Raw genomic sequence first — 26,320 nt, forward strand, 5'->3', positions numbered from 1 at the left:
TTCTTTTCACCCATCCGTATTGCCACGAGGTCATGCGGGGGAGATGCTGCGCACCGCGAGTGGAGGCGGACTCAAGAGCGGCTGAATCCAGCCGTTCCGGTCAGCTCCCCCACGTAGTCCTCGCCGGCGATGGGCGCGCCGGCCAGCCGGTACGGGACTTCGAGCGCCTCCGCCAGCTCCAGGGCGTGCGGTTCCAGCCGTTCGCAGAGCCGGTCGAGGAGCCCGGGCAGGCTCCGTACCTCGTCCGCGTCCAGCAGCCCCTCGGCCAGGTACCAGCCGTCGTGCTCGGCGAGCTGCTCCAGCGCGTGCAGGGCGCACAGGTCCCGCAGGACCGCGCCGGCCTCCGCGTCCCGCGCGGACACCGAGGCGACGGCCTCGCGCACGGTGCCCAGCACCAGCCGGGCCGCGTGCGTCTCGGCGAACCGCTCCGCCCGGTCGTACAGGCCGTTCCAGGCGTCGAAGGGCTCCAGCCCGTCCGCGGAGGCCTTCGCCAGCCCCTCCGCCAGCCCGTCGTGGAGCCGGCGCTCGCGTACGGCGGCCAGCGCCGTCCAGGTGGCCGGGTCGAGGAGGTCGCGGCCGCCGGCGGCGGGCGGCTCGTCGGCGGGCGGGGTGTAGGCGGTGCCGGCCAGCAGCGCCTGAGCCCCGTCGAGGAGCAGCATCTGGTTGTCGGCGGCGGCCGCGTTGAGGGAGTGCGCGAAGCCCTGGTAGTCGAGGAAGCGGTTCGCGGCGAGGAAGCCGAGGGCACCGCTCGCCGTCCGGGCACGGGCGGCGGTCTTCTCGGCGATCCGGTCGGTGACCACCTTCATCAGGAAGGTGGTGCGCACCGACTGCGGGGTCAGTGCCGGGGCCTCGGGGGTGGCGGTCGCGGTGGCCACGAGCCGGGCGACGTACGCCCCGGCGAGCGCGCCGAACAGGGCCCGCTGCTGGTTGCGGTAGCGGATCACCGGCAGGCCGGCGGCGAACCGGCCGCCGGTACGGCGCCGGTGGGCGTGGCGCACGGCGACGGCCGCGCTCGCCCCGGCGGTCGCCGCGAGGCCGACGGTGGCGGCCTCCCACGCGAACCGGATCAGGCTCAGGGTGCGCCGGGCCCGGACCGCCGGGCTGCCGAAGGGGTCGGTGAAGACGCCGTCCGGGGTGAGCGTGGCGTTGTCGCGCAGCCAGTACCGGTACGGGATCCGCACCCCGTCGAAGGAGACGACCGCGCTGTCGAGGGGCAGCAGCGGGGCCGGCCGCAGCGGCCGGACGTCCACGCCGGGCCGGGGCCCGTCCGCGTCGCGCAGCGGTACGAGGAAGCAGAACTCCCCGCACTCGGCGCCGTCGACGACCAGCTGTGCCAGGACCACCCCGAGCCGGGGCACCCCGGCGGCGGCGACGGCCGGCGGGAACTTCACGGCAGCCGGATCCGGGGTGCGCAGGACGAACTCCTCGCGGGCGGCGTCGTACTCGGCGACCGTACGGACGGACGCGTTGCTGTTGCCGTGCCCCAGCTCGGTCATCAGCAGGGCGCCGACCCGCTCGGTGGCCGCCAGCTCCTCCAGGACGTCCGCCAGGTCCTCCCGGCCGGCCCCGAACTCCAGGACGGCGCCGGTCGTCATCGAGTGGTGCAGGAACATCGCGTAGAAGAGGGCGGGGTCGGCGACCGCCGACCAGGCGAGCAGCGGGAAGAGCCGCTCGCGGTCGCGGACCAGGGGCACGCCGCCGCGCACGCTGTCGTTGACGTGCCGCAGCCGGGCGTAGGTCAGCGCGGTACGCCCGGGCCCGTCGGCCTCCAGGGTTTCGCCGGGTCCGCCGACGGCGGGCGCGGTGGAGAAGACCGCGGCCGAAAACACCTCTTCCAGGAAGGCCTGCAGCTCTTCCCGGAAGGCTCCTCCCCGCAGGCAGGCCGACCACGCTTGAGAGAACCGACCGTGCACGCCAACCCCGCCTCGAACCATGGAACCCTGACACACCGTGGGGGAACGTAACAGGGGAACCGGGCAGGTCACGGGGGTTCTCCGGCCCGTCCGGAGCGGACCGATACCGGTCCGGGAGCGGGCCGAGACACGTCCGCTAAGCAGAGGTGACGGCACCTACACGAAGCCTTGAGAGGCACTCGATGAGGAGGGGACGGCGCACCCCCCAAAACCGGCCCCGCGAACGGAAGATGAGAGCATGCCGGTAGGGCTGGTAATGCCACGGAAGACGAAAGGTCATCTGCAATGGAGAATTCCGCCGACGGCGTGTACGACGTGGTCATCCTCGGTGGCGGCAGCGGGGGCTACTCCTGTGCCCTGCGTGCGACCCAGCTCGGCCTGGACGTCGTCCTCATCGAGAAGGGCAAGCTGGGCGGCACCTGCCTGCACAACGGCTGCATCCCCACCAAGGCGCTGCTGCACGCCGGCGAGGTCGCCGACGAACTGCGCCACAGCGAGTCCTACGGTGTGAAGTCCACCTTCGAGGGCGTGGATATAGCCGGGGTGCACGCGTACAAGGACGGCGTGATCGCGGGCCTCTACAAGGGGCTCCAGGGCACCCTGAAGGCGCGCAAGAACCTCACCCTGGTGGAGGGCGAGGGCCGCCTCGTCTCCCCGACCGAGGTCGAGGCCGGCGGCGTCCGCTACAAGGGCCGCCACATCGTCCTCGCCACCGGCTCCCAGCCGCGCTCGCTGCCCGGCCTGGCCATCGACGGCAACCGGGTCATCTCCTCCGACCACGCGCTGTTCCTCGACCGGATCCCCGAGTCGGCCGTCGTCCTCGGCGGCGGTGTCATCGGCGTCGAGTTCGCCTCCGCCTGGAAGTCCTTCGGCGTGGACGTCACCGTCGTCGAGGGCCTGCCGCACCTGGTGCCCGCCGAGGACGTCGACATCTCCAAGTCCCTGGAGCGCGCCTTCCGCAAGCGGAAGATCAAGTTCGAGCTGGGCTCCCGCTTCTCGGGCGTCGAGTACACCGAGAACGGCGTCCGGGTCTCCCTGGAGAACGGCAAGCAGATCGAGGCCGAGCTGCTGCTCGTCGCCGTCGGCCGCGGCCCCGTCTCCGCCGGGCTCGGCTACGAGGAGGCGGGCGTCGCCCTCGACCGCGGCCACGTCGTCGTCGACGAACTGCTGCGCACCAGCCTCCCGACCGTCTCCGCCGTCGGCGACCTCGTCCCCACCCTCCAGCTGGCCCACGTCGGCTTCGCCGAGGGCATCCTCGTCGCCGAGCGCGTCGCGGGCCTGCCCGTGACCCCGATCGACTACGACGGCGTCGCGCGCGTCACCTACTGCGAGCCCGAGATCGCCTCCGTCGGCCTCAGCGAGGCGAAGGCCAAGGAGGTCTACGGCGAGGACAAGGTCGTCGTCAGCAAGTTCAACGCCGGCAGCACCGGCAAGAGCAAGATCCTGAAGACGGCGGGCGACGTGAAGCTCGTCCAGGTCGTCGACGGCCCAGTCATCGGCATCCACATGATCGGCTCCCGGATCAGCGAGCAGATCGGCGAGGCCCAGCTCATCTTCAACTGGCAGGCCCTGCCGTCGGAGGTGGCGAGCCTCATCCACGCCCACCCGACGCAGACGGAGGCCCTGGGCGAGGCCCACCTGGCCCTCGCCGGCAAGCCGCTGCACGTCCACGGCTGACATCGCGGTCGGTATTCCGCCAGCCGGAAGGGCCGGGGAGAACTCCCCGGCCCTTCCCGCGTCTTCGGCGAAACCACTGGTACACCACCGGCCCGGATGCCACGATCACCGCGCGTGCGGGCGTGGGGCCCGCCGGTAACCGGCCAGCAGGCGAGGACGTATCCATGAACCCGGAACACGGCACCAACCCGGCACCCGGCACACCTCCGGCACCCGGCACCGACCCGGCACCCGGCACGGCGAGAGGCGGTGACGCGAACCGCGGCGGCGGCAGAGGCGCCGGCCGGGCGGGCGGTCTCCTCCTCGGACTCTCCACCGTCCTCATCGGCCTGATGGCCGGTCTGTTCTTCGCCTTCGACGTCTCCGTGATGCCGGGCCTGGCCGCCGGCGACGACCGCACCTACGTCACCGCCATGCGGAACTTCAACGCCGCCATCGACGGCAACGGCCTCTTCGGCAGCGCCTTCGTCCTCGCCCTGCTCGCCACCGCCGCCGCCGCGGCCGTCGCCCACCGCGCGGGCCGCCGCGGCGTGGCCGGGTGGGCGGCCGCCGCGGCCGTCGCCTACCTCGTCGTCCTGGTCGTCACCTTCACGGTGAACATCCCGCTGAACGAAGAGCTCGCGGACGCGGGCGACGCGGCGGCGCTCACCGGCTTCGCGGTGGTGGACGAGTTCAAGAGCACCTGGGTCACCACGAACGTCCTCCGCACCCTGCTCTGCACCGCCGCCCTCACCGCCCTCACCCGGGCCCTCCTCCTCCACGGCCGCGCCACCGCCCGCTGACTAATGCTGTGACCGGAAAGGTTCACCGGGTCCCGGCGCCCGGCACGGCACCTCGCGGCGTTGTCGGACCACGCAGGTACGTCCCGTACGAGCCGTGGCCCTCCGCCTTGCGATGCACCGCACCGGACACCGCGACCCGGCAAACCTTTCCGGTCACAGCACTAGGCGTGCTGCCCGTGCAGGACCAGGGCCCACGCCAGCAGCCCGAACGACACGGTGCACAGAACCGTGCGCCACACGTTCGCGCGGACCCACGGCCCCTCGAACGCGCGGCGCACCGCGCCCGGGTCGGCGATCCGATCCACCGGACCGGCCTGCTCCAGGGCGTTGTTGAGCGGGATGTTCACCCGTGCGGTGACGATCATCGCCAGCAGGTACGCGACCAGCGCCCCGGCCAGCGGGACCAGCGCGTCCCGCCCCCCGGCCGGCAGGTGCAGGCCCAGGGCCAGCGCGGTGAACACCAGCGAGCCCACGTAGCCGAGCAGGAACCAGCCGTTGAGGATGGCCACGTTGATCCGCTGCATCGTCTCGACCACCGTCCGGTCGGACGAGGCGCGCAGCCCGGGCATCACCGCCACCGAGAACCCGTAGAAGAGGCCGCTGACCAGGCCCATGGTGATCGTCGCAGCGATCAGTGAAGCGAACCGTGCCGTTTCCACGTGGTCCCCCCGCCCGTGTGGGTGCCGCATGTGCTGCCGCACCGCGCTGGCCGGATTCTCGCCCATCCCGGGCCGCCGCGCCCCTGTTCCACGCCGTCCCCGTCCGATCCTACGGTCGTACACACGCCACCGCCCGTCGCATCGCACAGGCCCAACGCCCCCGCCGCACAGGCCTGATGACCCATTCCGGGGGCACCCCCGGCGCGCGGTACCCTCCCGCTGGGCCCGCACGCCCGCCAGGACGCCGGAGAGGAATCAGACGTGACGACCGACCCGAAGCACAGGCTGGACGCACTGCGGGCCGACATCGAGCGCCGCAACCCCGCCCAGCCCGAGTTCCACCAGGCCGTCCGGGAGGTCCTGGAAACCCTGGCCCCCGTGTTCGCGGCGCGTCCCGAGTACGCGGAGGCCGGGCTGGTCGAGCGGCTCGTGGAACCGGAGCGGCAGATCATCTTCCGGGTGCCGTGGACGGACGACCACGGGCACGTCCACGTCAACCGTGGCTACCGGGTGGAGTTCAACAGCGCGCTCGGCCCGTACAAGGGCGGGCTGCGCTTCCACCCGTCCGTGGACATCGGCGTGGTGAAGTTCCTCGGCTTCGAACAGATCTTCAAGAACGCGCTGACCGGGCTGGGCATCGGCGGCGGCAAGGGCGGCAGCGACTTCGACCCGCGCGGCCGTTCCGACGCCGAGGTGATGCGCTTCTGCCAGTCGTTCATGACCGAGCTCCACCGCCACATCGGCGAGCACACCGACGTCCCGGCCGGGGACATCGGCGTCGGCGGCCGCGAGATCGGCTACCTGTTCGGCCAGTACCGGCGCATCACCAACCGCTGGGAGGCCGGCGTCCTGACCGGCAAGGGCCAGGGCTGGGGCGGCTCCCTGATCCGGCCCGAGGCCACCGGCTACGGCAGCGTCCTGTTCGCCGCCGAGATGCTGAAGGTCCGCGGCGAGTCCCTGGACGGCCTGACCGCCGTGGTCTCCGGCTCCGGCAACGTCGCCCTGTACACCGTCGAGAAGCTCCAGCAGCTCGGCGCCAACCCGCTGACCTGCTCCGACTCGCAGGGCTACGTGGTCGACGACAAGGGCATCGACCTCGGCCTCCTGCGCCAGGTCAAGGAGGTCGAGCGGGGCCGCGTCAGCGAGTACGCCGCCCGGCGCGGCCCCTCGGCCCGCTTCGTGCCGGGCGGGCGCGTCTGGGAGGTCCCGGCCGACGTGGCCTTCCCGTCCGCGACCCAGAACGAACTGGGCGCCGAGGACGCCCGCACCCTCATCGGGAACGGCGTCAAGGCGGTCTCGGAAGGCGCCAACATGCCGACCACCCCGGAGGCCGTCCACCTCTTCCAGGCCGCGGGCGTCGCCTTCGGCCCGGGCAAGGCCGCCAACGCGGGCGGCGTCGCCGTCTCCGCCCTGGAGATGGCCCAGAACGCGGGCCGCACCGCCTGGACCCGCGACCGCGTCGAGTCGGAGCTGGCCGGCATCATGAGCGCGATCCACGGCGTCGCGTACGAAACGGCCGCCCGCTACGACGCCCCCGGCGACTACGTCACGGGCGCCAACATCGCCGGCTTCGAACGCGTGGCGGACGCGATGCTGGCCCAGGGCGTGATCTAGTGCTGTGACCGGAAGGGCTCACCGGGTCGCGGCGCCCCGCCTTGCGATGCACCGCACCGGACACCGCGACCCGGCAAACCTTCCCCTAGGGACAGCCGGGGCCCGCGCCTGTGGTGACGGCGCGCGGGCCCCGGGGGGCGGGGTGCGGTGAGGGCCGCTCCGGCGGGCTTCCGGGGCGGCGGCGTAGCCTGGGGGTCCGACACCGACAGGGAGTTGCCGCGTGCTGACCGCGCTTGACGGGACGTACGGAGACCGAGAGGACGCCGTCGGCGTCGCCGGCCGTACCGCCTCCTACGAGGAACTGCTCGGCGCGGCGGGCGCCGTGGCCGCCGACGTCGCCGGGGCCCCCGCCTTCGCCGTGACCGCGACCGCCTCCCTGGAGACCGTCGCCGCGGCCGTCGGCGGGCTCCTGGCCGGCGTGCCGTTCGTACCGCTGCCCCCCGACGCCGGCCCCGCCGAACGGGAGCACATCCTGCGGGACTCCGGCGCCGTCGAGGTCCCCGTCGACTTCGCCCGCCGCTCCGCCGCCACCCCGACCCGGGGCGGCGCCGGACCGCAGGACCCCGCGCTGATCCTGTACACCTCCGGCACCACCGGCCCGCCCAAGGGCGTGGTCCTGACCGCCGACGCCATCGCCGCCGACCTCGACGCCCTCGCCGGAGCCTGGCAGTGGAGCGCCGAGGACACCCTGGTGCACGGGCTCCCGCTGTTCCACGTGCACGGCCTCGTGCTCGGCGTCCTCGGCGCCCTGCGCACGGGGAGCCGCCTCGTGCACACCGGCCGCCCGACCCCGCAGGCGTACGCCGCCGCGCGGGGCAGCCTGTACTTCGGGGTGCCGACCGTGTGGTCCCGCATCGCCGCCGAACCGGAGCAGGCCGCCGCCCTGTCCGGCGCCCGCCTCCTCGTCTCCGGCAGCGCGGCCCTGCCCGCGCCCGTCTTCCGGGACCTGGAGCGCCTCACCGGCCACCGCCCCGTCGAGCGCTACGGGATGACCGAGACCCTGATCACCGTCAGCGGCCGCGCCGGCGGCGAGGTCCGCCCCGGCACCGTCGGCACCCCGCTCCCCGGCATCCGCACCCGCGTCGCGGCCGAGCCGGGCGCCGAGATCGGCGAACTCCAGCTGACCGGGCCCACCCTGTTCTCCGGCTACCTGGGCCGCCCCGAGGCGACCGCGGCCGCGTACACCGAGGACGGGTGGTTCCGTACGGGGGACATCGCCGCCGTCGACCCGAAGGACGGAGTGCACCGCATCGTCGGCCGCGCCTCCATCGACATGATCAAGTCCGGCGGGTACCGCGTCGGCGCGGGCGAGATCGAGAACGCCCTGCTGGACCACCCCAAGGTGGCCGAGGCGGCCGTCGTCGGCGTCCCGGACGCGGACCTCGGCCAGCGGATCGTCGCGTTCGTCGTCGCCGAAGGCGTCACCGGCCCCGAACTCACCGACTTCGTCGCCGCGCACCTGTCGGTGCACAAGCGCCCCCGCGAGGTCCGCTTCGTGGCCGCGATCCCCCGCAACGCCATGGGGAAGCCGCAGAAGAAGCTCCTGCTGGCCGGCGAGCCGGGGGAAGCACGGTGAGCGCCGCCGACCGGCGGAACCCCTGGATCCGCCGCTTCCACCCGCCGGCGGTGGCGTCGGGGCCCGTACCGGTCCTCGTCGTCCTCCCGCACGCGGGCGGCAGCGCCTCCTTCTACTTCCCGCTCTCCCGCGACCTCGCCGCGCACGCCGAGGTGCTCACCGTCCAGTACCCGGGCCGCCAGGAACGGCTGGGCGAGCCGGTCCCGGACAGCATCGCCGCGCTCGCCGACGGGGTGGAGCGGGCGCTGGCGCCGTGGCGCGGCCGGCCCCTCGTCCTGTTCGGGCACAGCATGGGCGCGGTGCTCGCCTACGAGCTGGCGCGCCGCCTGGAGGCGGCCGGGGAGACGCCGCGCGGGCTGATCGTCTCCGGGCGCCGGTCCCCGCTGATCGCCCGGGAGGAGGACCTCCACGCGCAGGACGACGACACCTTGCTCGCCCGGGTGCGGTCCCTGTCGGGGACGGACCCGGCGCTGCTGGCGGACCCGGAGTTCAGGGCGCTGGTCCTCCCGGCGCTGCGCGGTGACTACAAGGCCGTCGAGACCTGGCGGCACGAGCCGGGGCCGCCGCTGCGGACCCCGGTCAGCGTGCTGTGCGGGGAGTCCGACCCGCGCGCGAGCGTGCCCGAGGCGATGGCCTGGCGGGCGGTGGCCGGGGCGGGGTTCGGCTTCCGGAGCTTCCCCGGCGGGCACTTCTACCTGGCCGAGCGGCACGAGGACGTGGTGCGGGCGGTCGCGGAGGACCTGGCGGGGTTCGCGGGCTCCTGACCCGGCCCGGCCGTACGCCGGTCCGTACGCCGGTCCGTCCGCCGCCGCGCGCGGTACGGCGCCTGCGCCGAGCGGCTGCGAACCGTCCCCACGGCCCCCCGCTGACCGCCCGCTGACACCGCTCCGACCAGGCACTGAAGGCCTCCTGAACTCCCCCTTGCCGCCGGGCCGGAACCCCCGGGACCGCCTGGGCAGTGCCTTTTCCCGTCGGTACGTCGGCCCGTAGGGAAACGGCCGGGGCATCCCGAACCCGTATCGATCGACGTGCCCTCGCGGCCGCCACCGTCACCGTCGTGATGTGGGCCTCCGCGTTCGTCTCCATCCGCGCCTCCGCCGAACACTTCGGCCCCGCCCCCGCCGCCCGGCCGGCGGCGGCGACGGCGGCGGCGAAGTGGCGGGCGGGGCCCGGAGCGGTCCGCTAACGCCCGGGTACCTGGCCCGCCTTGTCCGTGACGCCCCGGCTGATGATCGCGACGGACGTCACCGGGGTGCCGGCCTTCCCCCACGCACTGTCCTTGAGCAGCACGGTGCGCTCGCCGAGCAGACGCAGGCTGTCCTTGTCGAAGATCCACTCGGTGCGCTCGCCGTCGTGGACCCGCGCGACGGCGACACCCGCACGCCCGGCGGCGTCCGAGGCCTCCGGGACCAGGACCACGCCGGGGATGCGGGCCGCGGCCCGGTAGAGGGCCGCGCTCACTCCGGGCGGCGCCTCCACCGTCCGGAGCAGATCGCCGATGGCCACGAACGCCTGCTGATCGGGACCGGTCGTCGACCCGGAGCCCGGGCCGTGGTTGAGCCGCGCGTCGGCGTAGATCACGTCCAGCAGCCGTTCGGGGTCGGTCGGCAGGGACTCCAGGAAGCGGTACGTGGGGCCGTTGAGGGTGCCCCCGCCCGCGTTCGGCACGGGGTCCGTCCTCTCGGCCCCGCCGCGGCGCGTGAGCGTGCCGGCCGACCCGTCGACGGAGACCCAGCGCTCGGCGGACTGGTCCGTGCGGGAGGCCGTCATGCCTCCGTCCTCGGTCTCGGACAGGTCGGTGGAGTGCCCCTGCGTCCGCGTGTACAGGAACTGTCCGTCACGCACACCGGGGGCGGGCGCGCTCTGCGCCGCGAGGGCCACCCGGTCCAGCAGCCGCACGGCCGCCGGTTCGGGACGCGCCGCTTCGGGGCTCCGGCCGGCGCCGGCCGAGCCGAGGGTCACGGCGAGGGCGACGGCACAGGTCGCGGCCCCCGCCGCCAGGAACCAGGCCACCCGGTGCCGGGGCCTTGCCCGGACCGGGGCGGGCCGGGGGCCGCTCGTCATCTCGCGCATCAGGTGTTCCCTGATCCGGTGGTGTCCGTGGAACGGCAGGTCGGCATCGGTGAGACCGGGCAGACGCCGGGTGGTGTCGGCGCGACCGGTCGGGTCAAGTCGCGCGTCGTCGGGGGCGTTCACAGGCTTCCTTCCCGTACGGCGTGGGAGGCGGGGACGTGCCGGGAGGCCGGCGGCTCGGCGAGGTGGCCGTCCGTGAGCTTGCGGAGGCGGGCGCGGGCACGGGAGAGCCGGGAACGCACGGTGCCCACCGACGTTCCGCATGCCTGTGCGACCTCCGTGGGGCTGAGGCCCGACCACACGTGCAGGAGGAGAACTTCGCGGTCCGCCTTGCGCAGTCGGTTCAGAACGGCCAGGGCGGCCGCGGCCCGCTCCGCGTCGGCGATGCGGGACACGACCGCTTCCGCCACGTCGGGCACCGTGCCGGGAGGGGGCAGGCGGGCCATGGCCTCCCTGTGCCTGCGTGCCGCCCGCCGGGTGTTGCGCATGACGTTCGTCGCGATGCCGAAGAGCCACGCCCGTTGGCCGGCCACCTGGTCGAACGAGTCACGGAGCCGCCAAGCCTCCAGAAAGGTGAGGGAGACGATGTCGTCGGCCCCCGATCGGTCGGCGGTCATGCGGACGGCATGCGCGTACACCGCTCGGGCGTGGGCGTCATAGATTTCCGCGAACAGTTGCTGGTCCACACCGGGTAGTGTCCGCAGGCCGCACCCCGTTGCACGTGACCCTCGTCACAGGCCCGGCGGAGGCGGGCTCATTCCCGTTCGCGGAGGTGGGCGTCCAGGGCGGCGGCCCCGGCCAGGAGGGCGCGGGCACGGGCGGACAGGCGGGCGTGCCAGCCGTGCAGGGCGGCCTCCAGGGGCTCCAGGCCGCCCGCCGCGCGGACCTGGGTGATCAGCGGGGCGATCTGCTCCAGCAGGTAGCCGCCCCGGCGGAGTTGGTGGACCAGCCGGGCGTCCCGCACGGCGGCCTCGTCGTAGACGCGGTACCCGGTCTTCGGGTCGCGGCGCGGGTGCACCAGCCCGGCGCCCTCCCACTTGCGCAGGGTCGCGGGCCGGATGCCGAGCCGTGCCGCGAGCGGGCCGATGAACGTGCCGCCCGGCTCGGGCGCGGGGGCGGGGGCCAGGTCGCGGAGGGCGCCCTCCACGGCCCGGAGGGTCCGGCGGTCCTCCAGGAGCTGGGCGTGGCTCTCGTCGATCAGGCGGAAGGCCTCCTCGACCGCGCCCCCGTTCACCGCCCGCATGACCGACGCCGCCGTTTGGTGGCCGTGGCCCGGCAGCAGGGCGAGGAACGCGCGCAGGGCGCCCGCGTGCAGCGGCGTGTAGGTGCGGTAGCCGTGCGGGGTGCGGTCGGCGGCCGGGAGGATGCCGGCCTCCTCGTAGTTCCGGACGGCCTGGGTCGACAGACCGTGCCGGCGGGCCAGATCGATCGGCCGCAGCTGTCCGGTGGTTTTAAGGTTCTGGCCCATGGGAGCCGAGATTAACGGCAAAAGTCTCAACCGGAGGTTCAACGATAGCGTTGAAGCCATGGAAACCGGCATCAAAGACACCGTCCATGCCGTCGACGCCTCCGCCGTGCTGCGGATGCTTCCGAAGCGGCCCCGGATCCTCGCCCTGGGCGAGCCCACCCACGGGGAGGACCTGCTGCTCCACCTGCGCAACGACCTCTTCCGGCAGCTCGTGGAGGAGGGCTACCGGACCATCGCGATCGAGAGCGACTGCCTGATGGGCCTGGCCGTCGACGACCACGTCACCTCCGGCCGGGGCACCCTCGACGAGGTCGTGGAGCGCGGCATCAGCCACGGCTGGGGGGCCTCCGCCGCCAACCGCGAACTGGTCCGCTGGATGCGCTCCCGCAACGAAGGCCGCCCCGCGTCCGAGCAGGTCCGCTTCGTCGGCTTCGACGGCCCCCTGGAGATCACCGGCGCCGCGAGCCCCCGCCGGGCCCTCACCGCACTCCACGGCTACCTCGCCCCCCGGGTGGCCCCGGACCTCCTGCCCTGTACGGCGGAGACCCTCGACCGGCTGCTCGGCGGCGACGAGCGGTGGACCGATCCGGCCGTCATGACGGACCCCTCGCGGTCCGTCGGCCAGTCGCCCGCGGCCGGCCGGCTGCGGCTGATCGCCGACGACCTGGCGGCGCTGCTCGGCGAGCAGACCCCCCGTCTGATCGCCGAGACCTCGCGGGAGGAATGGGACCGGGCCCGCCTGTACGGGCGCACGGCCACCGGCCTGCTGCGCTACCACCACTGGATGGCGGACGCCTCCCCGGCCCGGATGGCCCGGCTGGTGGCCGTGCGGGACCGGATGATGGCCCGTAACCTGCTGGCCGCCGCCGAGCGGGGGCCGGTGTTCGTCCACGCCCACAACGCCCATCTCCAGCGGGAGATGAGCTCGATGCGGATGGGCGGGACACCGCTGGAGTGGTGGAGCGCCGGAGCGCTGGTGAACGCCAGCCTGGGAGAGGAGTACGCCTTCCTGCCGACGGCCCTCGGCACGATCCGGCACCACGGGGTGGACGCGCCACCGCCGGACACCCTCGAAGGGCTCCTGTACGCGCTCCCGGAGGAGCGCTGCCTCGTCGACGCCCGCCGCCTGGCGGCGGTGCTCGGTGACGCCCCGCCCGTGCCCCGCACCTCGCCCTGGTTCGGCTACGCCCCGTTCGACCCGGCCCGCCTGGCGGACAGCGACGGGCTCGTGTTCGTCGGGGACATGGCCCCGGCGTAGCGTTCGATCCGTATCTGTTGCAACGTCAGGACGGCGGCTGTTGCGTTGAATTCAGAAGCGATGCAACGATTCCAGGGCTCTGAGCTGCGTAAACATGCTTTGTGTGCAACGAAGTTGTTGCCTGCCCCCTGAAGGCTACGTAGTGTTTCTCTCGTCGGAAACACGCAGCAGCAACGAGCCCGAAGGAACGAAACGATGCCGAACTTCGTCACCCCCGCCGCGATCACCGCCGTCCTCGACGTCCCGGCGGGCAACATCCGCTTCATCGCCGCCGACCGCGCGGACACCACGGTCGAGGTCCTCCCCGCCGACGCCGGCAAGAGCCGCGACGTGAAGGCCGCCGAGGAGACCACCGTCGAGTACCGAGACGGCGTCCTGCGCATCGGCTCCCCGCACCGGAACCAGCTGTTCGGTGCCTCCGGCTCCATCGAGGTCACCGTTCAGCTCCCGGCCGGCTCGCACGTCCGGGCGAAGACCGCCAGCTCCGAGTTCCGCGGCGTCGGCCGTCTGGGGGAGGTCACCCTCGACAGCGCCCACGGCACCGTCAAGCTCGACGAGGCCGCCGGGGTGCAGCTGACCCTGGCCGCCGGTGACGTCGCCATCGGCCGGCTGGCCGGCCCGGCCGACATCCGTGTCCAGAAGGGCGACCTGACCGTCGCCGAGGCCACCGGCGGCACCCTCACCCTGGCCACCGAGCACGGCGACATCCGCGTCACCGCCGCCCGCGGCACCGCCGCCTCCCTCGACGCCGGCACCTCCTACGGCCGCGTCGGCAACGCCCTGCGCAACACCGGCGAAGGAGAGGTGCTCAGCATCCACGCCACCACCTCCTACGGCGACATCACCGCCCTCACCGCCTGAGGCCGCACGCTGGCCGGGGGCGGGTCCGGCTGGCTAGGGTCGGCCGGACCGGAGGAGAAGGAGAGCCGTGGCGACCGACATCGTGATCGCTCAGACCACCGTCGACGACGAGGAGCGCGCCCGGCGGCTGGCGCACGGGGCGGTGGAGGAGCGGCTGGCCGCCTGTGCGCACATCGACGCCCCCCTCACCGCCGTCTACCGGTGGAAGGGGAGCGTCGAGACGGCCACCGAGTGGCGGATCTCCTACAAGACCACCCGGGACCGGCTCCCGGACCTCGCCGAGTGGGTCGCGCGGACCCACTCCTACGAGGTCCCGGAGTGGATCGTCCTGCCCGTCGCCGGCGGATCGGCCGGCTACCTCCAATGGGTGGCGGAGGAGAGCCGGAGCTGACGGGACGGGCGCGGCAGCGGGAGCGGCAGCGGCAGCGGGAGCCGGAGCCGGAGCCGGAGCGGGAGCCGGAGCGGGAGCCGGAGCGGGAGCGACGGGACGCCGGTCGTCACAGGACGTACGTCGCCTCGTTGCGGCCGAGCAAGTAGCCGAGCTGGAGCCGGTTCAGGGCGCCGAGGTCCTGTTCGATGGCCGCGATGTGCGCCTGGAGGGAGCGCTCGCTGATCCGGGCTACACCGCAGGCCCCCCGACCGGGGCCGCGGACCGCCGCCGCGCGCTGGACGCCGTACGCCTCCTCGTGCGCCTGGAACGCGAGCACGCCGCCGCCCTCGTCGAACTCGCCGCCTGGCACGACGGCCTGTCCCTCGACGCCAAGGTCGCCCGGATCGTCGAACGGCACGCCCCGCACGCCGGACGGCAGCACCGCGCGGTCCGCCTGGGCACCCGCAAGCTCACCGACTGGCTGGACGACGGGCAGCTCGACGCCGCAGCCTTCGTCCGCGAGTTCCGCACCGCCCGGCAGATCCGTCCCGCACACGACGGCGGCCCCTGCCGCTTCCTGAAGTCCATCAAGTTCGGCGGCCCCATGTCCGGCATCTTCGACGAACGCGAAGCCGCCGTCCTCACCGCCTGGGCGCGGTCCGTCGCCGACGGCGAGCCCGCCGGCGCCGGCCTCGTCCCCACCACCGCCGGACAGGACGCCGCCCGTGCCTGGGGCGAACGCCTCGCCGCCGCCAACCGCGACCCCGCCGTCAACCCGGACCCGCACGCGCTGACCCCCGGGCGGGTGAATCCGGCCGTCTTCACCTTCGGCGCGGCGGCCCACCGCTGCCCGGGTGCGGAGCTCGCCACGGCCATCGCCGGCGCCGTCGTGACCGAGCTGCGCGCGGCAGGCTTGGGCACCACCGCGACCCCCGCCTACCGCCCGCCGGCGAACGCACGGATCCCGCTCCTGTAGCGCGCGGGCCGTCCCCGACGGAAGCCGGCGCAGCCCCCGCAACCGCGATCAGGCCGGGGGTCAGCCACTCCCATGCCTTCAGACAGGACGAACTGCACGATGTCTGACAACCTTCACCTCTGGATGCGTCACGAGGCCCGCCCCACCGAGCGCCGGGCCCCCCTCACCCCGCAGGACGCCGCCCGCCTCACCGCGGCCGGCGTGCGGATCACCGTCGAGGAGTCGGACCAGCGCGCCTTCCCCCTCGCCCGCTACACCGACGCCGGCTGCGCCACCGCCCCCACCGCCTCCTGGCACGAGCAGGCCCCCGACGACGCGTACGTCCTCGGCCTCAAGGAACTCCCCGCCGGCCCCGGCGCCCCCGCCCTGCGCCACCGGCACATCTACTTCGGCCACGCCTACAAGGGCCAGTCCGGAGCCCGCGAACTGCTCTCCCGCTTCACCACGGGCGGCGGCGCCCTGCTCGACATGGAGTACCTCACCGACGAAGCCGGCCGCCGCGTCGCCGCGTTCGGCTACTGGGCCGGCTACATCGGCGCCGCCCTCGCCGTCCTCCACCACCGCGGCGCCCTCGCCGCCCCGCTGCGGCCCACCGACCGCCCGGCCCTCGACGCCCTCCTCGCCGCCGGAGCCACCCCCTCCGACCCCACCACCGCCCTCGTCATCGGCGCCCTCGGCCGCTGCGGCCGCGGCGCCTGCGACGCCCTCGTCCAGGCCGGGCTGGAGCCCGTCCGCTGGGACCTCGCCGAGACCCGCAACATCGACCGCCCCGCCCTCCTCGGCCACGACCTGCTGGTCAACACCGTCCTGACCACCACCCCCGTCCCGCCGTTCCTGACCAAGGCCGACCTCGACGACCCCGACCGCCGGCTCTCCCTCGTCAGCGACGTCACCTGCGACGTCACCTCCGACTGCAACGTCCTGCCGGTCTACGACGAGACCACCACCTGGACCGAACCCGTCCGCACCCTCCGCGAGGGCGAGCGCCCCCTCGACCTGATCGCCATCGACAACCTCCCCTCCCTCCTTCCCGTCGAGGCCAGCACCGCCTTCTCCGCCGAACTCGCCCCGCACCTGCTGCGGCTGGCCGAGTGGGACGGCGTCTGGGCCCGCGCCCTGCACACCTTCGAGGCAGCCGTACAAGCCCAGGAGGCCCCCCTTGACCACTGACCGGCCGGCCGCGCCGGCGTCCGGCACCGTCCACTGGATAGGCACCGGCCTGTCCACCGGCCTGTCCACCGGCCGCTCCGGCCTCTCCCTCGTCTGCGAACGCGCCCGCCGCGTGGCCCTGTGGGACCGCACCGCCGAACGCGCCGCCGCCCGCCTGGCCGCCCTCGGCCTGGCGGGCCGCGCCGAGACCCGGGCCCTCACCCCCGCCGCCCTCGCGGCCCGAACGGGCCCGGGCAGCGGGTGGGTGGGGTGGGGCGGTGGCCCCTGGGGCGGGGTCGGGGAGGGGCTGGGGGTTTCCCGTCAGTCCCATCGTCGTTCCGTGTCGTGCCGGCCTGTCAAGGGCGCTCCCTTCGGTCGCGTCACTGCGTGATCGCCTTCGGCGACCCTTGACAGGCCGTCCCGCCCCGGAAAGCCGAAAGAGTGCCGGGAAACCCCCAAAGGAACGGTCACGGGGCAGGAGTGGGAGGGACGGGTCTCTCAGCGATGAGGCGAGGGGCCGGGGGTCGGCCCGCCGGGCATCCGGGCTCCCAGATCCCTGCTGCCAGGGCCAGGGGCGCGGCTACCCGCACGCGAGGTCGATCAGAGCGACCTGCGGAGCACCCGGGCGCGACGGATCGCTACGCGCTTCTCTGATCTCGGCGTCCGGCCGCCGTCATGGGGTCAACGGCCGGATCATGGCAGTGAGCACGGGGGAGTCCGGGGCGGGCTGGACGGGGCCGATCGCCTCGTAGCCCCACGACTCGTAGACCCGCTGGACCTTTCCGTCTCCGGCGGCCGGGTTGACCATGAGCGAGGCGTACCGGTCCGCGCGGCCGGCCAGCAGCTCGTCGTGGATCCGCCGGGCCAGTCCCGTCCCCTGGTGGGGGACAGTCACGCCGATCTCTCTGAGCGCCAAGGTCGGCGAGCGGGTGTACGCCGTGTCCAGGTCGTCGCCGATCCGCTTCCACCAGAGGTCCCCGGCCTCCACGGTGTTGCCGTACGCGTATCCGACCGGCCGGTCAGCGGCGTCGAAGGCGAGTACGGCGGCGAAGCCTGGAGTACGGCCGTAGCGCTCCAGACGCTCGGCCAAGGTCGGTACGGCGTAGTTCCGCAGGTGCAGCAACGGTTCACGGACTTCGGCATACACCTCGATGAGTGGGCTGCGGGCCTGCTCCACGTGGGTGAACCGACGTAGTCGGGTCGTCATGTGATTCGCCTCCAGGTGCTGCGGATTCGCCCGCTCAGACCGCGCCGCCGACTGCTGAAAGCATGCGCAAAGTTTTCCGGTAGCCGAGCCCGGCGCCACAGGGTGCCTTTCCGGTTCCCTCACGGTTGTCACCCGTTGACTGGATACAGCCACGCGAGGCGACGATGCTTCGCGACCACGCCGTTGTCGACCAGTCCACCTGTGCGCGGCGTACTGAGCCTGGACCTGCCTGACGGCCCGGGTACTGATACCGCCCCGCTGTCCTGGTGCAGTGCGGAGCTGCTCGACCGGGCACGCGTCGGGTGGGAGTGCTTCCTCGCCTCCTTCGGGGAGGGGCCCGATGAGTGAGCGCAAGCGCGTGCGCGACATCGCGTCCGTGATCAACGAGAACGTCTCCGACACCGGCATCGAGCGCTGGGCGGAGCTCGCGTACATCCGGGGCCCGTCCGCGCGCGAGTTCACCGCCGCCGTAGGAAACGTCCAGCCCGCGTGACACAGGCAAACGGCGTTCGCCCTCACCGCATTCCGCCTGGGGAGGTCAGACCTTCTCCGCGGTCACGCGGGGGTGTTCGGCTGTGAGCGTGGAGATGTCCTCGACGTCGGACGTCAGGATCGTGACCCGGCCCGGCTGGGCAAGGGCCGTGGCGCAGAGCATGGCGTCGATGGCGTACTTGTGGCCGTGCAGGCCGGCTACGCGCAGCAGGGCGGCGGCGGACTGGGCGAGGGCGTGGGTGAGCGGCTCGACCCGCAGGCGGGACAGGGTCCATCTGAGCGCCGCGTCGTTGATCCGCGGATGGGTCACCTCGACGAGCACTGCGGCCGATGTGATCACCGGCAGGTCGGCGTCGCGTGCGGCCGTGAGCCACTCGTGGATCTCCCGGTCGCGCTGCACGGCCTTGGCCAGGCCCTCGCTGTCCAGGATCAGTGCACCGCTCACGCCGCCGCCCCGGCTCCGGCGGAGGTGCCGCCGGTGAGCTTGGCCCGCTTGGCGGCGACGGCCTCGGGATCGGCGGCGCCGTTTGCCTCGTCGAATTCGGCGATCAGTTCGTCCAGATTGTCACGCTCGATCTGCCGCTGGGCGGCCTTCTCCAGGTAGGCGGACACGCCCCGCTTGCCGACGCGTTCCCGGATCGCCTGCAGGGTGCCTGCGGTGAGGGAAACGGAGATGCCGCTGCTGGGGCCGTCGCCTGGCGGGAAGTCGGTGTCGTCGTCAGCCATGACATGATTATGGCATTTCGAATGCCATACGGCGAGCTCGGCCTCACGTTACGCGTTCAGCGGTCGGATCATGGCAGTGAGCACGGGGGAGTCAGGGGCGGGCTGGACGGGGCCGATCGCCTCGTAGCCCCACGACTGGTAGACCTGCTGGACCTTTCCCTCTCCGGCGGCCGGGGTCCGTGCGGCCGGCCAGCAGCTCGTCATGGACCCGCCGGGCCAGCCCCGTCCCCCGGTGGGGCATGGTCACGCCGATCTCCCTGAGCGCCAGGGTTGGCGAGGCGGCGTACTCCGCGTCCAGGTCGCCGATCCGCCTCCACCAGAGGTCCCCGGCCTGCACGGTGTTGCCGTACGCGTACCCGACGGGCCGGTCCTCGGCGTCGAAGGCGAGCACGGCCGCGAACCGGACCACCGTCCTTCGCGCAAGACGCCCGGCCGGGACACCCCAGCCGAGCGTCGCAGACGGTCTCTCACCGCCCCACGAGAGTGGGCGAACGGGTCAGGAGCTGACGGGGGCGGTGAGGGCCGGGACGCTGACCACCCTGGCGCAGACGGCATAGACCTTCAGCGTCCCAGTGCGGGATCGTTCACCACCCACCAGACTGCTGTCCGGTCGAGCACGCCGCCGGCTGCGAGGGCCGCCGCGGTGGGAGGGCGGGAGAGTGCCGATGGAACGACAGCCGATGGACCTCGAGGCGTATGTGGATCGGGTGCGGAGCGGCCCATGCTTCGTCTGCGCGTTCCTCGCCGGAGATCCGGACTACCCGCACGAGACGGTCTTCGAGGACGAGGACCACATCGCATTCCTGGACAGGTGGCCCACGGTGCCGGGAAAGGTCCTCGTCGCACCGAAGGCGCACATCGAGCACGTCGTGCGCGATCTGGACGAGACGTCCTACAGCCGGCTGATGCTGTTCGTCCGGGAGGTGGCCCTCGCCGTCGAGGCCGTGTGCGGGCCGGAGCGCACCTACCTCTATTCGCTCGGCAGCCAGCAGGGAAACGCGCACCTCCACTGGCACGTCGCTGCTCTGCCTCCCGGTGTTCCCTACCACGAGCAGCAGTTCTACGCGCTGATGACGGAGAACGGTGTCCTGGCACCGTCGCCCGACCAGTCGGCCGGGATGGCAGCCCGGCTGCACGAGGCGGTCCTTGCCCGGGGCAGGCTCCAACGAGGGTGACGGGCGGCGTCATCCTCCACGGCAGCGTCGCGGATGACGTCAATGATCCGTCGCGCCCGCCTCCGGGCACATCGACTCGGCGCCGGCCCACCCACCTGGACAGGGGGCCGCCGGTCTCGTCCGGGACCAGCTGGCCCTTGAGGCCGATGTCCGCCACCTGGGTGCGGGCGCAGGAGTTGGGGCAGCCGTTCACGTTGATGGTGAGGCCCGCGCCGACGTCCTCGCCTGGCAGGCGTTTCTCGAGTTCCGAGACCAGGGTTGCCGCGCGTTCCTTGGTTTCCACGATCGCCAGCTTGCAGTACTCGATCCCCGTGCACGCCATCGTGTTCCGCCGCCAGGGCGAGGTGGCGGGCCTGGAGGCCGATCTCCGCCAGGCCGGAGATGAGCGGTTCCGGGTCGGCCACGTCCAGGACCAGGAGCTCCTGGTACGGGGTCAGGCGGACGCGGCCGCTGCCGTGGGCTGCGGCCAGGTCGGCCAGGGCTGCGAGTCTGGTGCCCGAGAGGCGACCGGCGACGGGGGCCGCGCCGACGTACGAGAGGCCGTCCCGCTGGCGGTGTACGCCGATGTGGTCGACCGGGGCCGGCGGGAGGGACGAGGCGGGGCCGTCCAGGAGGGGGCGCCCAGGCGCGGCGCTGACCCGCGCGGTGAACTCCCGCAGCCCGTAAGCCGGTTGCCCGTCCGCCGGTTGTCCGTCCGGCCGCGGCCCCTCCGGCCGTTGCGTCTCCCGCCCGAGCAGCGGATGCCCGCCCGTGGCCCCGCGCCCCGCCGGGCGGGCCGGGAGCCGTTAGCCGCGCCGGTCGAAGGCGTAGCCGGGCAGCGCGATCCGCCTCCCCGGCCCGTCCGCGTGGACCGCACGCCAGTTAGGAACTCGTCGCCGAGTTCTGCCTGACCGAACAGATGGACACCATGTTCTGGGCCGACGGCCGGATCCTGCACGCGGTCCGCCCGATCCACCCCGTGGACCCGACGAAGGCCGCCGTCCGGGACGTGCTGATCAGGGGCTACAAGCACGAGCCGGAGCTGCGCTGCGGAGAACGGAACGCTGCCTGACATGGTGACGAGGACCGGGATCCGCCGTGCCGACCGGGTGATCACCCGCTTCGCGGGTGACTCGGGTGACGGTATGCAGCTGACGGGTGACCGTTTCAGCTGGGAGACGGCGTCCTTCGGGAACGACCTGTCGACGCTGCCGAACGTCCCGGCCGAGACCCGGGCCCCTGCCCGGGGTGTGGAGGTACCACCGGCCGACGGAGGGCACGGAAGCGTTCCCGCGCAAGCAGCCTCCGCCGCCGTGGTGCACACCCTCCCGGTCTCAGACCAGGGCGAGGACCGCGACGGCGGGCGCGGCGTAGACCACCGGGAACACCGCGTGCCCGAAGGCGCGGGCCTTCAGCACGGTGATCACGGCGCCGGTGAAGTACAGCACCAGACCGATCGCGGCGGCGATGCCGATCGCGGGGACGAAGAACCCGGCGAGCAGGCCGGCGGCGCCCGCGACCTTGGCGGCCCCGAGCCGGTTCCACCAGCCGCGCGGGACGCCGTACTCGGCGAGCGGCTCGACGGTGAACCTGGCGCCGGCGAAGACCGAGGCGCCGGAGAAGCCGGCCATGAGGGCGGCGACGACGGTGACGACGGTGGCGGTGGTGGACATATCGGCTCCTCAGGGGCGGCTCGCTCGCGCTCTCTCGCGCTCGACACCCCTATGACCCGCCGCCCCGCACGGATGTGACGGCCCGCCGGGATCATTCTCCGCCGAGCGCCTCCAGGAGCCGCGCGGCGAACTCCGCCGGATGCTCTGTGCACCCCACGTGCCCGCCCGGGAACTCCGCGAAGGCGGCCCCGGTCAGCTCCGCCAGCCGGCTCGCCGGGCCGTACAGCGCGTCGGTCCCGCGCGAGTCCGTCCCCGCCGCCAGCACGAGCCGGCCCGCCTCCCTGCGCAGCCCGGCCACGTCCGGCAGGCTCCCGGTGAACGGGCACAGCACGTGCTCCAGGAAGAACGGCAGGTTGCCGTACATGCGCGGCGCCATCTCCCGTACCTCGGGCGGCAGTTCGGCCTGCTCCCGGGCTTCGGGGGCGTCCCCGCCCAGCCCTTCGGCGAAGCGGGCCATCGCCGCCTGCGGCCCCTCGGCGCGCAGCAGGTCCCGTACCTCGGTGAAGAGCGCCCGGTGCGGGGCGGGGTCGTCCAGCACCTCCGCCAGGGGCGGCTCGTGCGCCACCACCCTGCGCACCCGGGCGGGGTGACGGGCCAGCAGTTCCAGCGCGACGACGGCACCCGCGCTGCACCCCAGTACGTACGCGGCCTCGTGCGGGGAGACCCGTTCCAGCACCCGGTACGCGTCGTCGGCCCAGACCTCCACCCGCTGGTCGGCGGCCGGCCCGTCGAGCAGGCTGCGCGACTGGCCGCGCGGGTCGTACGCGACCACCGTGTACCCGGCGGCGGCGAGCCCGCCGGCCATCCCCGCGTACAGCCCGGCGTCGGCCCCGCCGCCCGGGATCAGCAGCAGCACCGGCCCGCTGCCGCGCTTCTCGTAGTACAGGGTGGCGCCGGGCACCTCCAGCGTGCCGGTGGTGAGGGTGTCCGTACCCATCAGCGTGCGTCCTCCTCGGTGTTCCGGGCATGGGGCGCGTCCCGCCGCGGCCAGTTCTCCAGCGCCGCGTGCAGCGCGTCCAGCCCGCGCGACCAGGACTCGTCCACGGCCCGGGAGTGCCCGAAGCCGCCGCTCAGCTCCAGGTGGACGTAGCCGTGGAAGGCCGCCCGCAGCAGCCGGGCCGCGTCCGTCACGTCCGGCTCGGCCAGCCGGTACGCGCGCAGCATCCCGTAGGTCAGCTCCACGCTCCGCAGCAGCCCGGCCGAGCCCTCCACCTCCTGCGGGTCGAACCGCATCTGCGTGGCCGCGTAACGGCCCGGGCGCTCCAGGGCGTACGCCCGGTAGGCGTCGGCGAAGGCGACCAGCGCCTCCTTCCCGGCCCGCCCCGCCACGGCCTCCGCGATCCGCCCGGTCATCTCCTCGGAGGCCGCGAGGGCCACCCGGACCCGCAACTCCCGCAGGTTCCTGACGTGCGAGTACAGGCTCGCGTCCTTCACGCCGAAGCGCCGTGCGAGCGCGGACAGCGTCACCTTGTCCAGCCCGGCCTCGTCCGCCATCTCGGCGGCCGCCTGCGTGAGCCGTTCCGCGCTCAGACCCGCGCGCACCATCGGGCACCTCCCCCAACCTAGACCCTCTAGGCAGAAACCTAGATCATCCAGTCTCGGGCTGTCCATCCTTCCCACTCTTGCGTACACCGTTCCGTCGTGCGTACAGTGTGCGCAGAACGAAACGACGTACGCGCCGAGATGAAGACGAAGGGGAGCCATTCCCATGGAAACCAGGAACCCGCGCCGCTGGTGGATCCTGATCGTGTTGTGCCTGAGCTCGCTGGTCCTGGTCGTCGACTCCATGGCCCTGACCGTCGCGGTGCCGTCCATGACCACGGACCTCGGCGCGAGCGCGCAGGACATCCAGTGGATCCTCGACTCCTACATCCTGGTCTTCGCCGGGCTCCTGCTCACCTCGGGCAGCCTCGGCGACCGCTTCGGCCGGCGCCTGATCATGCTCATCGGCCTCGTGCTCTTCGGGGCGGCGTCCCTGGCCGCGACCTTCTGCACCAGCCCCGGTGAGGTGATCGCCGTACGCGTCGCGATGGGCGTCGGCGGCGCGCTGATCATGCCGTCCACCCTCTCCATCCTCATCACCGTCTTCGAGGAGGACGAGCGGCCCAAGGCGATGGCGGCCTGGGGCTCGGTCTCGATGCTCGGCCTCGTCGGCAGCCCGGTCCTCGGCGGCGTCCTGATCGACCACTTCTCCTGGCAGTCGATCTTCTTCATCAACGTCCCGGTCGTCGTCCTCGCCCTCGTCGCCGCCCTCACCCTGATGCCTGAGTCCAAGGGCCCCTGGCAGAAGCCCGACCCGCTGGGCGCCGTCCTCTCCGCCGTCGGCATGACCGCCCTGGTCTGGTGGATCATCGAGATCCCGAAGCACGGCGCCTTCGAGGGCCGCTCCGCACTCACCCTGGCCGTCGCCCTGATCGCCCTCGTCGGCTTCGTGGTCTGGGAGAACGTCACCTCCTCCCCGATGGTCCCGCTGGTCCTCTTCAAGAACCGCGACTTCAGCGGCGGCTCGCTCTCCCTGACCCTCGTCCAGATCGGCAACGGCGGCCTGCTGCTGGTCCTGACCCAGTACTTGCAGTTCGTCCTCGGCTACTCGCCCCTCAAGGCCGGCCTGGCCTTCGTCCCGCTCGCCGTGGCCGCCCTGATCGGCAACGGCGCGGGCGCCGCCCTCGCCTCCAAGGTGGGCAACCGCCCGCTCATCGTGGCCGGCATGCTCGTGATGGCCGGCTCCTTCGCCCTGCTGACCACCGTCACCCCCACCAGCGGCTTCACCGTCCCGGCCGTCGCCCTGGGCCTGCTCGGCCTCGGTGCGGGAGCGGCCATGCCGGCCGCCGTCGGCGCCCTGATGGCCACCATCCCCGAGGAGAAGGCCGGCGTCGGCTCCGCCCTCAACGACACCATCGGACAGGCCGGCAGCGCCCTCGGCATCGCGATCCTCGGCTCGCTCCTCGCCTCCGGGTTCGCCGCGGAGATGCCGGCCGGATCGCCCGAGCAGGCCAGGCACTCCATCGCCGGGGCCCTGGCGGTCGCCGGCGGCGACCAGGGCATGGTCCGCACGGCCCGCGAGGCCTTCACCACCTCGATGTCGACCACCTTCGCCATCAGCGCCGCCGCCATCCTGGCCGCCGCCGTCCTCGCCACCCTGGTGATGCGGGGCCGCAAGCCGGCCGCACCCGCCGCACCCGAGACCACCGGCTCCGAACTCGTCGCCTGACCCGCCGGGTTCGCGCACGAAAGGGCCCGCGCCCACCCACAGGGGGCGCGGGCCCTTTGCGCGGCACCGGCCGGCCACGGCCTGGCCGCCGGGATCCGGCGCCTGCCGGCCGAAGCCCTCGAACACACGGAGCCCACCGGGCCCACCGGGCCCACCGGGCACCCGGGATCCGCCTGACGGACCGTCGGCCCCGGTGCCGGCCGCTGCTCCTACGGCTTGTCGAAGGTGTAGAACCGCCGGTGGTCCAGCATGTCGGCCGGCGTCACGTTGTTCCACGGCGGCAGCGGGGACCGCAGGTCGATCACGTTCTGCGTCCGGGACGCGGGCAGGTAGCCGGAGTTCGGGTTGCGCGCCTGCCAGTCGGCCCACAGCTTGTCGATGAAGGCGTGGTGCAGCCAGAACACCGGGTCGTTGGGGGAGGCCGCGCCGGCCATGTGGCCCCCCACCCACACGTGGACCCGGTTGTGCAGGTTGACCCCGCGCCAGCCCTCCAGGTGGTTGCGGAACCCGCTCGACGCGCTGTTCCACGGGGCGCTGTCGTACACCGGCATGGCGAGCACCGAGTCCACCTCGGCCCGCGTCGGCAGCTGCGGCACGCCCGAACCCAGCACGCGCCGCAGGTAGTCCCGCCGCTCCACGCCCACGGTCACGGCCCACTTGCCGCCCGCGTGGGCGAACGGTCCGTCGAGCACCTGCCCGTCCCGGCCGCGCCGGGTGCCGCCCATGAAGTCGGAGGCCCACAAGGAGGAGTTGGGGGCCCGGTCGGCGGTCCAGTCCCAGTACGGCAGGGCCACGTTGCGGTCGACGCGTTGCAGCGCCGCCTCGAAGTCCAGCAGGAAGCGCCGGTGCCAGGGCAGGAACGACGGCGTGCGGTGCCCGATCCGGTTCCCGAAGTCCGAGTCGGCCATCAGGTAGTAGTTGTGGGCGTTGACGTACCGGTCGTAGACACCGGTCCGCTTCAGCTCCAGCACCGCGTTGACGAAGGCGCGCTTCTCGTCGGGCGTCAGCACGGCCTGGTTCTTGCGTACGGTCACAGCTGCGGGGGCTCCTTCGGGAGGACGAACGGGGCGAGCTCGGCGCCCTGGAGGCCGCGGATCGCGGCGCGGGCGGCCGAGATGGGGTCCGGGAAGCTCTCGTAGTGGTTGACCACGGTGACCCAGCTGCCGTCCGCGTTGCCCATCAGGTGCAGCTCTTTGCCGTCGATCCTGATGTCCGGGACCGGTACCCCGTGGTGCCCCGGTGCCCCCAGTGTGATCTGGATGCGGCGCCCCTCGTACACCTCGTCGATGCCGCCGGTGGGTATGGACAGCGGCGCCCCCGAGGCCCCGGAGGTCCCCGACGGCCCGGCCGCCGGACCGGCGGGAGCCGGCTTGGACGAGCAGGCCGCCAGCCCCAGGGCGGCAGTCGTCCCGGCGCCGATCCCCAGAGCCTGGCGGCGAGTGATCTTCTTCATGGCCTGAAGAAGTACCAGAAGGCCGAAA

Annotated in this window: 30 protein-coding genes and 1 pseudogene; 16 read left to right on the forward strand and 15 right to left on the reverse strand. The window is 73.3% G+C overall.

What is annotated here, in order from left to right:
* Positions 1-71: 71 nt before the first annotated feature.
* Positions 72-1,829 (reverse strand): acyl-CoA dehydrogenase, encoded by a 1,758-nt coding sequence (locus AC069X_RS31155; protein WP_478733810.1) that lies wholly within the window; start codon positions 1,827-1,829, stop codon positions 72-74.
* 369 nt (positions 1,830-2,198) lie between these two features.
* Here AC069X_RS31155 and lpdA point away from each other — a divergent pair, with 369 nt between their 5' ends.
* Together lpdA and AC069X_RS31165 are read left to right on the forward strand one after the other, a co-directional pair.
* Positions 2,199-3,590 (forward strand): dihydrolipoyl dehydrogenase, encoded by a 1,392-nt coding sequence (gene lpdA / locus AC069X_RS31160; protein ID WP_478733812.1) that lies wholly within the window; start codon positions 2,199-2,201, stop codon positions 3,588-3,590.
* 164 nt (positions 3,591-3,754) lie between these two features.
* Complete coding sequence (locus tag AC069X_RS31165; protein WP_478733814.1) at positions 3,755-4,372, forward strand: anthrone oxygenase family protein; 618 nt, start codon at positions 3,755-3,757, stop codon at positions 4,370-4,372.
* Positions 4,373-4,533: 161 nt separating this feature from the next.
* Here the strand turns inward: AC069X_RS31165 and AC069X_RS31170 are convergent, their stop codons facing one another.
* Entirely contained in the window at positions 4,534-5,031 is a 498-nt protein-coding gene (locus AC069X_RS31170) for an anthrone oxygenase family protein (protein ID WP_478733816.1), read from the reverse strand.
* A 261-nt stretch (positions 5,032-5,292) separates the two neighbouring features.
* On the opposite strand from AC069X_RS31170, the gene gdhA reads away from it, so the two are divergent.
* The 4 genes from gdhA (at position 5,293) to AC069X_RS31190 (ending at position 9,407) form a co-directional block, all read left to right on the forward strand.
* Positions 5,293-6,645 carry an NADP-specific glutamate dehydrogenase gene (gene gdhA / locus AC069X_RS31175; RefSeq protein ID WP_478733818.1) on the forward strand — a complete coding sequence of 451 codons (1,353 nt, stop codon included), beginning with the start codon at positions 5,293-5,295 and terminating at the stop codon, positions 6,643-6,645.
* Between the two features lie 220 nt (positions 6,646-6,865).
* Positions 6,866-8,221 (forward strand): AMP-binding protein, encoded by a 1,356-nt coding sequence (locus AC069X_RS31180; RefSeq protein ID WP_478733819.1) that lies wholly within the window; start codon positions 6,866-6,868, stop codon positions 8,219-8,221.
* A complete protein-coding gene (locus AC069X_RS31185; protein WP_478733821.1) occupies positions 8,218-8,985 on the forward strand; it encodes a thioesterase II family protein in 768 nt (255 codons plus the stop codon). Before AC069X_RS31180 ends, AC069X_RS31185 begins: the two co-directional genes overlap by 4 nt.
* Positions 8,986-9,278: 293 nt before the next feature.
* Positions 9,279-9,407 carry a hypothetical protein gene (locus AC069X_RS31190; protein WP_478733823.1) on the forward strand — a complete coding sequence of 43 codons (129 nt, stop codon included), beginning with the start codon at positions 9,279-9,281 and terminating at the stop codon, positions 9,405-9,407.
* On the opposite strand, the gene AC069X_RS31195 is transcribed toward AC069X_RS31190, so the two are convergent.
* The 3 genes from AC069X_RS31195 to AC069X_RS31205 form a co-directional block, all read right to left on the reverse strand.
* Positions 9,404-10,417 (reverse strand): CU044_5270 family protein, encoded by a 1,014-nt coding sequence (locus tag AC069X_RS31195; RefSeq protein ID WP_478733825.1) that lies wholly within the window; start codon positions 10,415-10,417, stop codon positions 9,404-9,406. The genes AC069X_RS31190 and AC069X_RS31195 overlap by 4 nt on opposite strands.
* Positions 10,414-10,980 (reverse strand): RNA polymerase sigma factor, encoded by a 567-nt coding sequence (locus AC069X_RS31200; protein ID WP_478733827.1) that lies wholly within the window; start codon positions 10,978-10,980, stop codon positions 10,414-10,416. Before AC069X_RS31200 ends, AC069X_RS31195 begins: the two co-directional genes overlap by 4 nt.
* Before the next feature lie 68 nt (positions 10,981-11,048).
* Positions 11,049-11,762 (reverse strand): MerR family transcriptional regulator, encoded by a 714-nt coding sequence (locus tag AC069X_RS31205; RefSeq protein WP_478733829.1) that lies wholly within the window; start codon positions 11,760-11,762, stop codon positions 11,049-11,051.
* A 58-nt stretch (positions 11,763-11,820) separates the two neighbouring features.
* Between AC069X_RS31205 and AC069X_RS31210 the strand changes: the two genes are divergently transcribed.
* From AC069X_RS31210 to cutA, 3 genes are all read left to right on the forward strand, one after another.
* Entirely contained in the window at positions 11,821-13,020 is a 1,200-nt protein-coding gene (locus AC069X_RS31210; protein WP_478733831.1) for an erythromycin esterase family protein, read from the forward strand.
* 195 nt (positions 13,021-13,215) lie between these two features.
* Complete coding sequence (locus tag AC069X_RS31215; RefSeq protein ID WP_478733833.1) at positions 13,216-13,881, forward strand: DUF4097 family beta strand repeat-containing protein; 666 nt, start codon at positions 13,216-13,218, stop codon at positions 13,879-13,881.
* A gap of 67 nt (positions 13,882-13,948) precedes the next feature.
* Complete coding sequence (gene cutA, locus AC069X_RS31220) at positions 13,949-14,272, forward strand: divalent-cation tolerance protein CutA (RefSeq protein ID WP_478733835.1); 324 nt, start codon at positions 13,949-13,951, stop codon at positions 14,270-14,272.
* A gap of 106 nt (positions 14,273-14,378) precedes the next feature.
* Here cutA and AC069X_RS31225 read toward each other — a convergent pair whose 3' ends face one another.
* Entirely contained in the window at positions 14,379-14,588 is a 210-nt protein-coding gene (locus tag AC069X_RS31225; RefSeq protein WP_478733837.1) for a hypothetical protein, read from the reverse strand.
* On the opposite strand from AC069X_RS31225, the gene AC069X_RS31230 reads away from it, so the two are divergent.
* From AC069X_RS31230 to AC069X_RS31240, 3 genes are all read left to right on the forward strand, one after another.
* A complete protein-coding gene (locus AC069X_RS31230) occupies positions 14,568-15,227 on the forward strand; it encodes a hypothetical protein (protein WP_478733839.1) in 660 nt (219 codons plus the stop codon). The two genes, AC069X_RS31225 and AC069X_RS31230, sit on opposite strands and share 21 nt — an antisense overlap.
* A 99-nt stretch (positions 15,228-15,326) precedes the next feature.
* Positions 15,327-16,397 carry a saccharopine dehydrogenase gene (locus tag AC069X_RS31235; protein ID WP_478733841.1) on the forward strand — a complete coding sequence of 357 codons (1,071 nt, stop codon included), beginning with the start codon at positions 15,327-15,329 and terminating at the stop codon, positions 16,395-16,397.
* Positions 16,387-16,767, forward strand: coding sequence for a hypothetical protein (locus tag AC069X_RS31240; protein WP_478733843.1), 381 nt, complete (start codon positions 16,387-16,389; stop codon positions 16,765-16,767). The genes AC069X_RS31235 and AC069X_RS31240 overlap by 11 nt, the downstream gene beginning before the upstream one ends.
* A 282-nt stretch (positions 16,768-17,049) precedes the next feature.
* Here the strand turns inward: AC069X_RS31240 and AC069X_RS31245 are convergent, their stop codons facing one another.
* Positions 17,050-17,583: a GNAT family N-acetyltransferase gene (locus tag AC069X_RS31245; RefSeq protein ID WP_478733845.1), complete on the reverse strand. Its 534-nt coding sequence runs from the start codon at positions 17,581-17,583 to the stop codon at positions 17,050-17,052.
* A gap of 340 nt (positions 17,584-17,923) precedes the next feature.
* Between AC069X_RS31245 and AC069X_RS31250 the strand changes: the two genes are divergently transcribed.
* Positions 17,924-18,076 (forward strand): hypothetical protein, encoded by a 153-nt coding sequence (locus tag AC069X_RS31250; RefSeq protein ID WP_478733847.1) that lies wholly within the window; start codon positions 17,924-17,926, stop codon positions 18,074-18,076.
* A 45-nt stretch (positions 18,077-18,121) separates the two neighbouring features.
* On the opposite strand, the gene AC069X_RS31255 is transcribed toward AC069X_RS31250, so the two are convergent.
* Both AC069X_RS31255 and AC069X_RS31260 read right to left on the reverse strand, forming a co-directional pair.
* Positions 18,122-18,520 carry a PIN domain-containing protein gene (locus AC069X_RS31255; RefSeq protein ID WP_478733848.1) on the reverse strand — a complete coding sequence of 133 codons (399 nt, stop codon included), beginning with the start codon at positions 18,518-18,520 and terminating at the stop codon, positions 18,122-18,124.
* Positions 18,517-18,801 (reverse strand): hypothetical protein, encoded by a 285-nt coding sequence (locus tag AC069X_RS31260; protein WP_478733850.1) that lies wholly within the window; start codon positions 18,799-18,801, stop codon positions 18,517-18,519. Before AC069X_RS31260 ends, AC069X_RS31255 begins: the two co-directional genes overlap by 4 nt.
* 707 nt (positions 18,802-19,508) lie before the next feature.
* Here AC069X_RS31260 and AC069X_RS31265 point away from each other — a divergent pair.
* Positions 19,509-19,976, forward strand: a complete 468-nt coding sequence (locus AC069X_RS31265; RefSeq protein WP_478733852.1) for an HIT family protein — start codon at positions 19,509-19,511, stop codon at positions 19,974-19,976.
* Positions 19,977-20,085: 109 nt separating this feature from the next.
* Here AC069X_RS31265 and AC069X_RS31270 read toward each other — a convergent pair.
* Positions 20,086-20,596 (reverse strand): annotated as a pseudogene (locus tag AC069X_RS31270) (nitrite/sulfite reductase); the annotation flags it as partial.
* Positions 20,597-20,874: 278 nt separating this feature from the next.
* On the opposite strand from AC069X_RS31270, the gene AC069X_RS31275 reads away from it, so the two are divergent.
* Positions 20,875-21,027 (forward strand): 2OG-Fe dioxygenase family protein, encoded by a 153-nt coding sequence (locus AC069X_RS31275; RefSeq protein ID WP_478733854.1) that lies wholly within the window; start codon positions 20,875-20,877, stop codon positions 21,025-21,027.
* 262 nt (positions 21,028-21,289) lie between these two features.
* Here AC069X_RS31275 and AC069X_RS31280 read toward each other — a convergent pair whose 3' ends face one another.
* The 3 genes from AC069X_RS31280 to AC069X_RS31290 all read right to left on the reverse strand — a co-directional run bounded on the left by AC069X_RS31280 (position 21,290) and on the right by AC069X_RS31290 (position 23,173).
* A complete protein-coding gene (locus tag AC069X_RS31280) occupies positions 21,290-21,628 on the reverse strand; it encodes a DoxX family protein (protein ID WP_478733856.1) in 339 nt (112 codons plus the stop codon).
* A 91-nt stretch (positions 21,629-21,719) separates the two neighbouring features.
* Positions 21,720-22,565, reverse strand: a complete 846-nt coding sequence (locus AC069X_RS31285) for an alpha/beta fold hydrolase (RefSeq protein WP_478733858.1) — start codon at positions 22,563-22,565, stop codon at positions 21,720-21,722.
* Positions 22,565-23,173 carry a TetR/AcrR family transcriptional regulator gene (locus AC069X_RS31290; protein ID WP_478733860.1) on the reverse strand — a complete coding sequence of 203 codons (609 nt, stop codon included), beginning with the start codon at positions 23,171-23,173 and terminating at the stop codon, positions 22,565-22,567. The genes AC069X_RS31285 and AC069X_RS31290 overlap by 1 nt, the downstream gene beginning before the upstream one ends.
* A 163-nt stretch (positions 23,174-23,336) precedes the next feature.
* Here AC069X_RS31290 and AC069X_RS31295 point away from each other — a divergent pair, with 163 nt between their 5' ends.
* Entirely contained in the window at positions 23,337-24,839 is a 1,503-nt protein-coding gene (locus AC069X_RS31295) for an MFS transporter (protein ID WP_478733862.1), read from the forward strand.
* 209 nt (positions 24,840-25,048) lie between these two features.
* On the opposite strand, the gene melC2 is transcribed toward AC069X_RS31295, so the two are convergent.
* Positions 25,049-25,873 (reverse strand): tyrosinase MelC2, encoded by an 825-nt coding sequence (gene melC2 / locus AC069X_RS31300; protein ID WP_478733864.1) that lies wholly within the window; start codon positions 25,871-25,873, stop codon positions 25,049-25,051.
* A complete protein-coding gene (gene melC1, locus AC069X_RS31305; RefSeq protein ID WP_478733865.1) occupies positions 25,870-26,292 on the reverse strand; it encodes an apotyrosinase chaperone MelC1 in 423 nt (140 codons plus the stop codon). The genes melC2 and melC1 overlap by 4 nt, the downstream gene beginning before the upstream one ends.
* Between the last annotated feature and the right edge of the window lie 28 nt (positions 26,293-26,320).

This window comes from Streptomyces sp. NPDC043896 (assembly GCF_056435605.1).

Bases quoted from the DNA above. Each gene is read 5' to 3' on its own strand.
- lpdA (WP_478733812.1), top strand. From the start codon at position 2,199: ATGGAGAATTCCGCCGACGGCGTGTACGACGTGGTCATCCTCGGTGGC.
- AC069X_RS31165 (WP_478733814.1), top strand. From the start codon at position 3,755: ATGAACCCGGAACACGGCACCAACCCGGCACCCGGCACACCTCCGGCA.
- AC069X_RS31205 (WP_478733829.1), bottom strand. From the start codon at position 11,762: ATGGGCCAGAACCTTAAAACCACCGGACAGCTGCGGCCGATCGATCTG.
- AC069X_RS31210 (WP_478733831.1), top strand. From the start codon at position 11,821: ATGGAAACCGGCATCAAAGACACCGTCCATGCCGTCGACGCCTCCGCC.
- AC069X_RS31215 (WP_478733833.1), top strand. From the start codon at position 13,216: ATGCCGAACTTCGTCACCCCCGCCGCGATCACCGCCGTCCTCGACGTC.
- AC069X_RS31235 (WP_478733841.1), top strand. From the start codon at position 15,327: ATGTCTGACAACCTTCACCTCTGGATGCGTCACGAGGCCCGCCCCACC.
- AC069X_RS31245 (WP_478733845.1), bottom strand. From the start codon at position 17,583: ATGACGACCCGACTACGTCGGTTCACCCACGTGGAGCAGGCCCGCAGC.
- AC069X_RS31250 (WP_478733847.1), top strand. From the start codon at position 17,924: ATGAGTGAGCGCAAGCGCGTGCGCGACATCGCGTCCGTGATCAACGAG.
- AC069X_RS31260 (WP_478733850.1), bottom strand. From the start codon at position 18,801: ATGGCTGACGACGACACCGACTTCCCGCCAGGCGACGGCCCCAGCAGC.
- AC069X_RS31275 (WP_478733854.1), top strand. From the start codon at position 20,875: ATGGACACCATGTTCTGGGCCGACGGCCGGATCCTGCACGCGGTCCGC.
- AC069X_RS31280 (WP_478733856.1), bottom strand. From the start codon at position 21,628: ATGTCCACCACCGCCACCGTCGTCACCGTCGTCGCCGCCCTCATGGCC.
- AC069X_RS31285 (WP_478733858.1), bottom strand. From the start codon at position 22,565: ATGGGTACGGACACCCTCACCACCGGCACGCTGGAGGTGCCCGGCGCC.
- AC069X_RS31290 (WP_478733860.1), bottom strand. From the start codon at position 23,173: ATGGTGCGCGCGGGTCTGAGCGCGGAACGGCTCACGCAGGCGGCCGCC.
- AC069X_RS31295 (WP_478733862.1), top strand. From the start codon at position 23,337: ATGGAAACCAGGAACCCGCGCCGCTGGTGGATCCTGATCGTGTTGTGC.
- melC1 (WP_478733865.1), bottom strand. From the start codon at position 26,292: ATGAAGAAGATCACTCGCCGCCAGGCTCTGGGGATCGGCGCCGGGACG.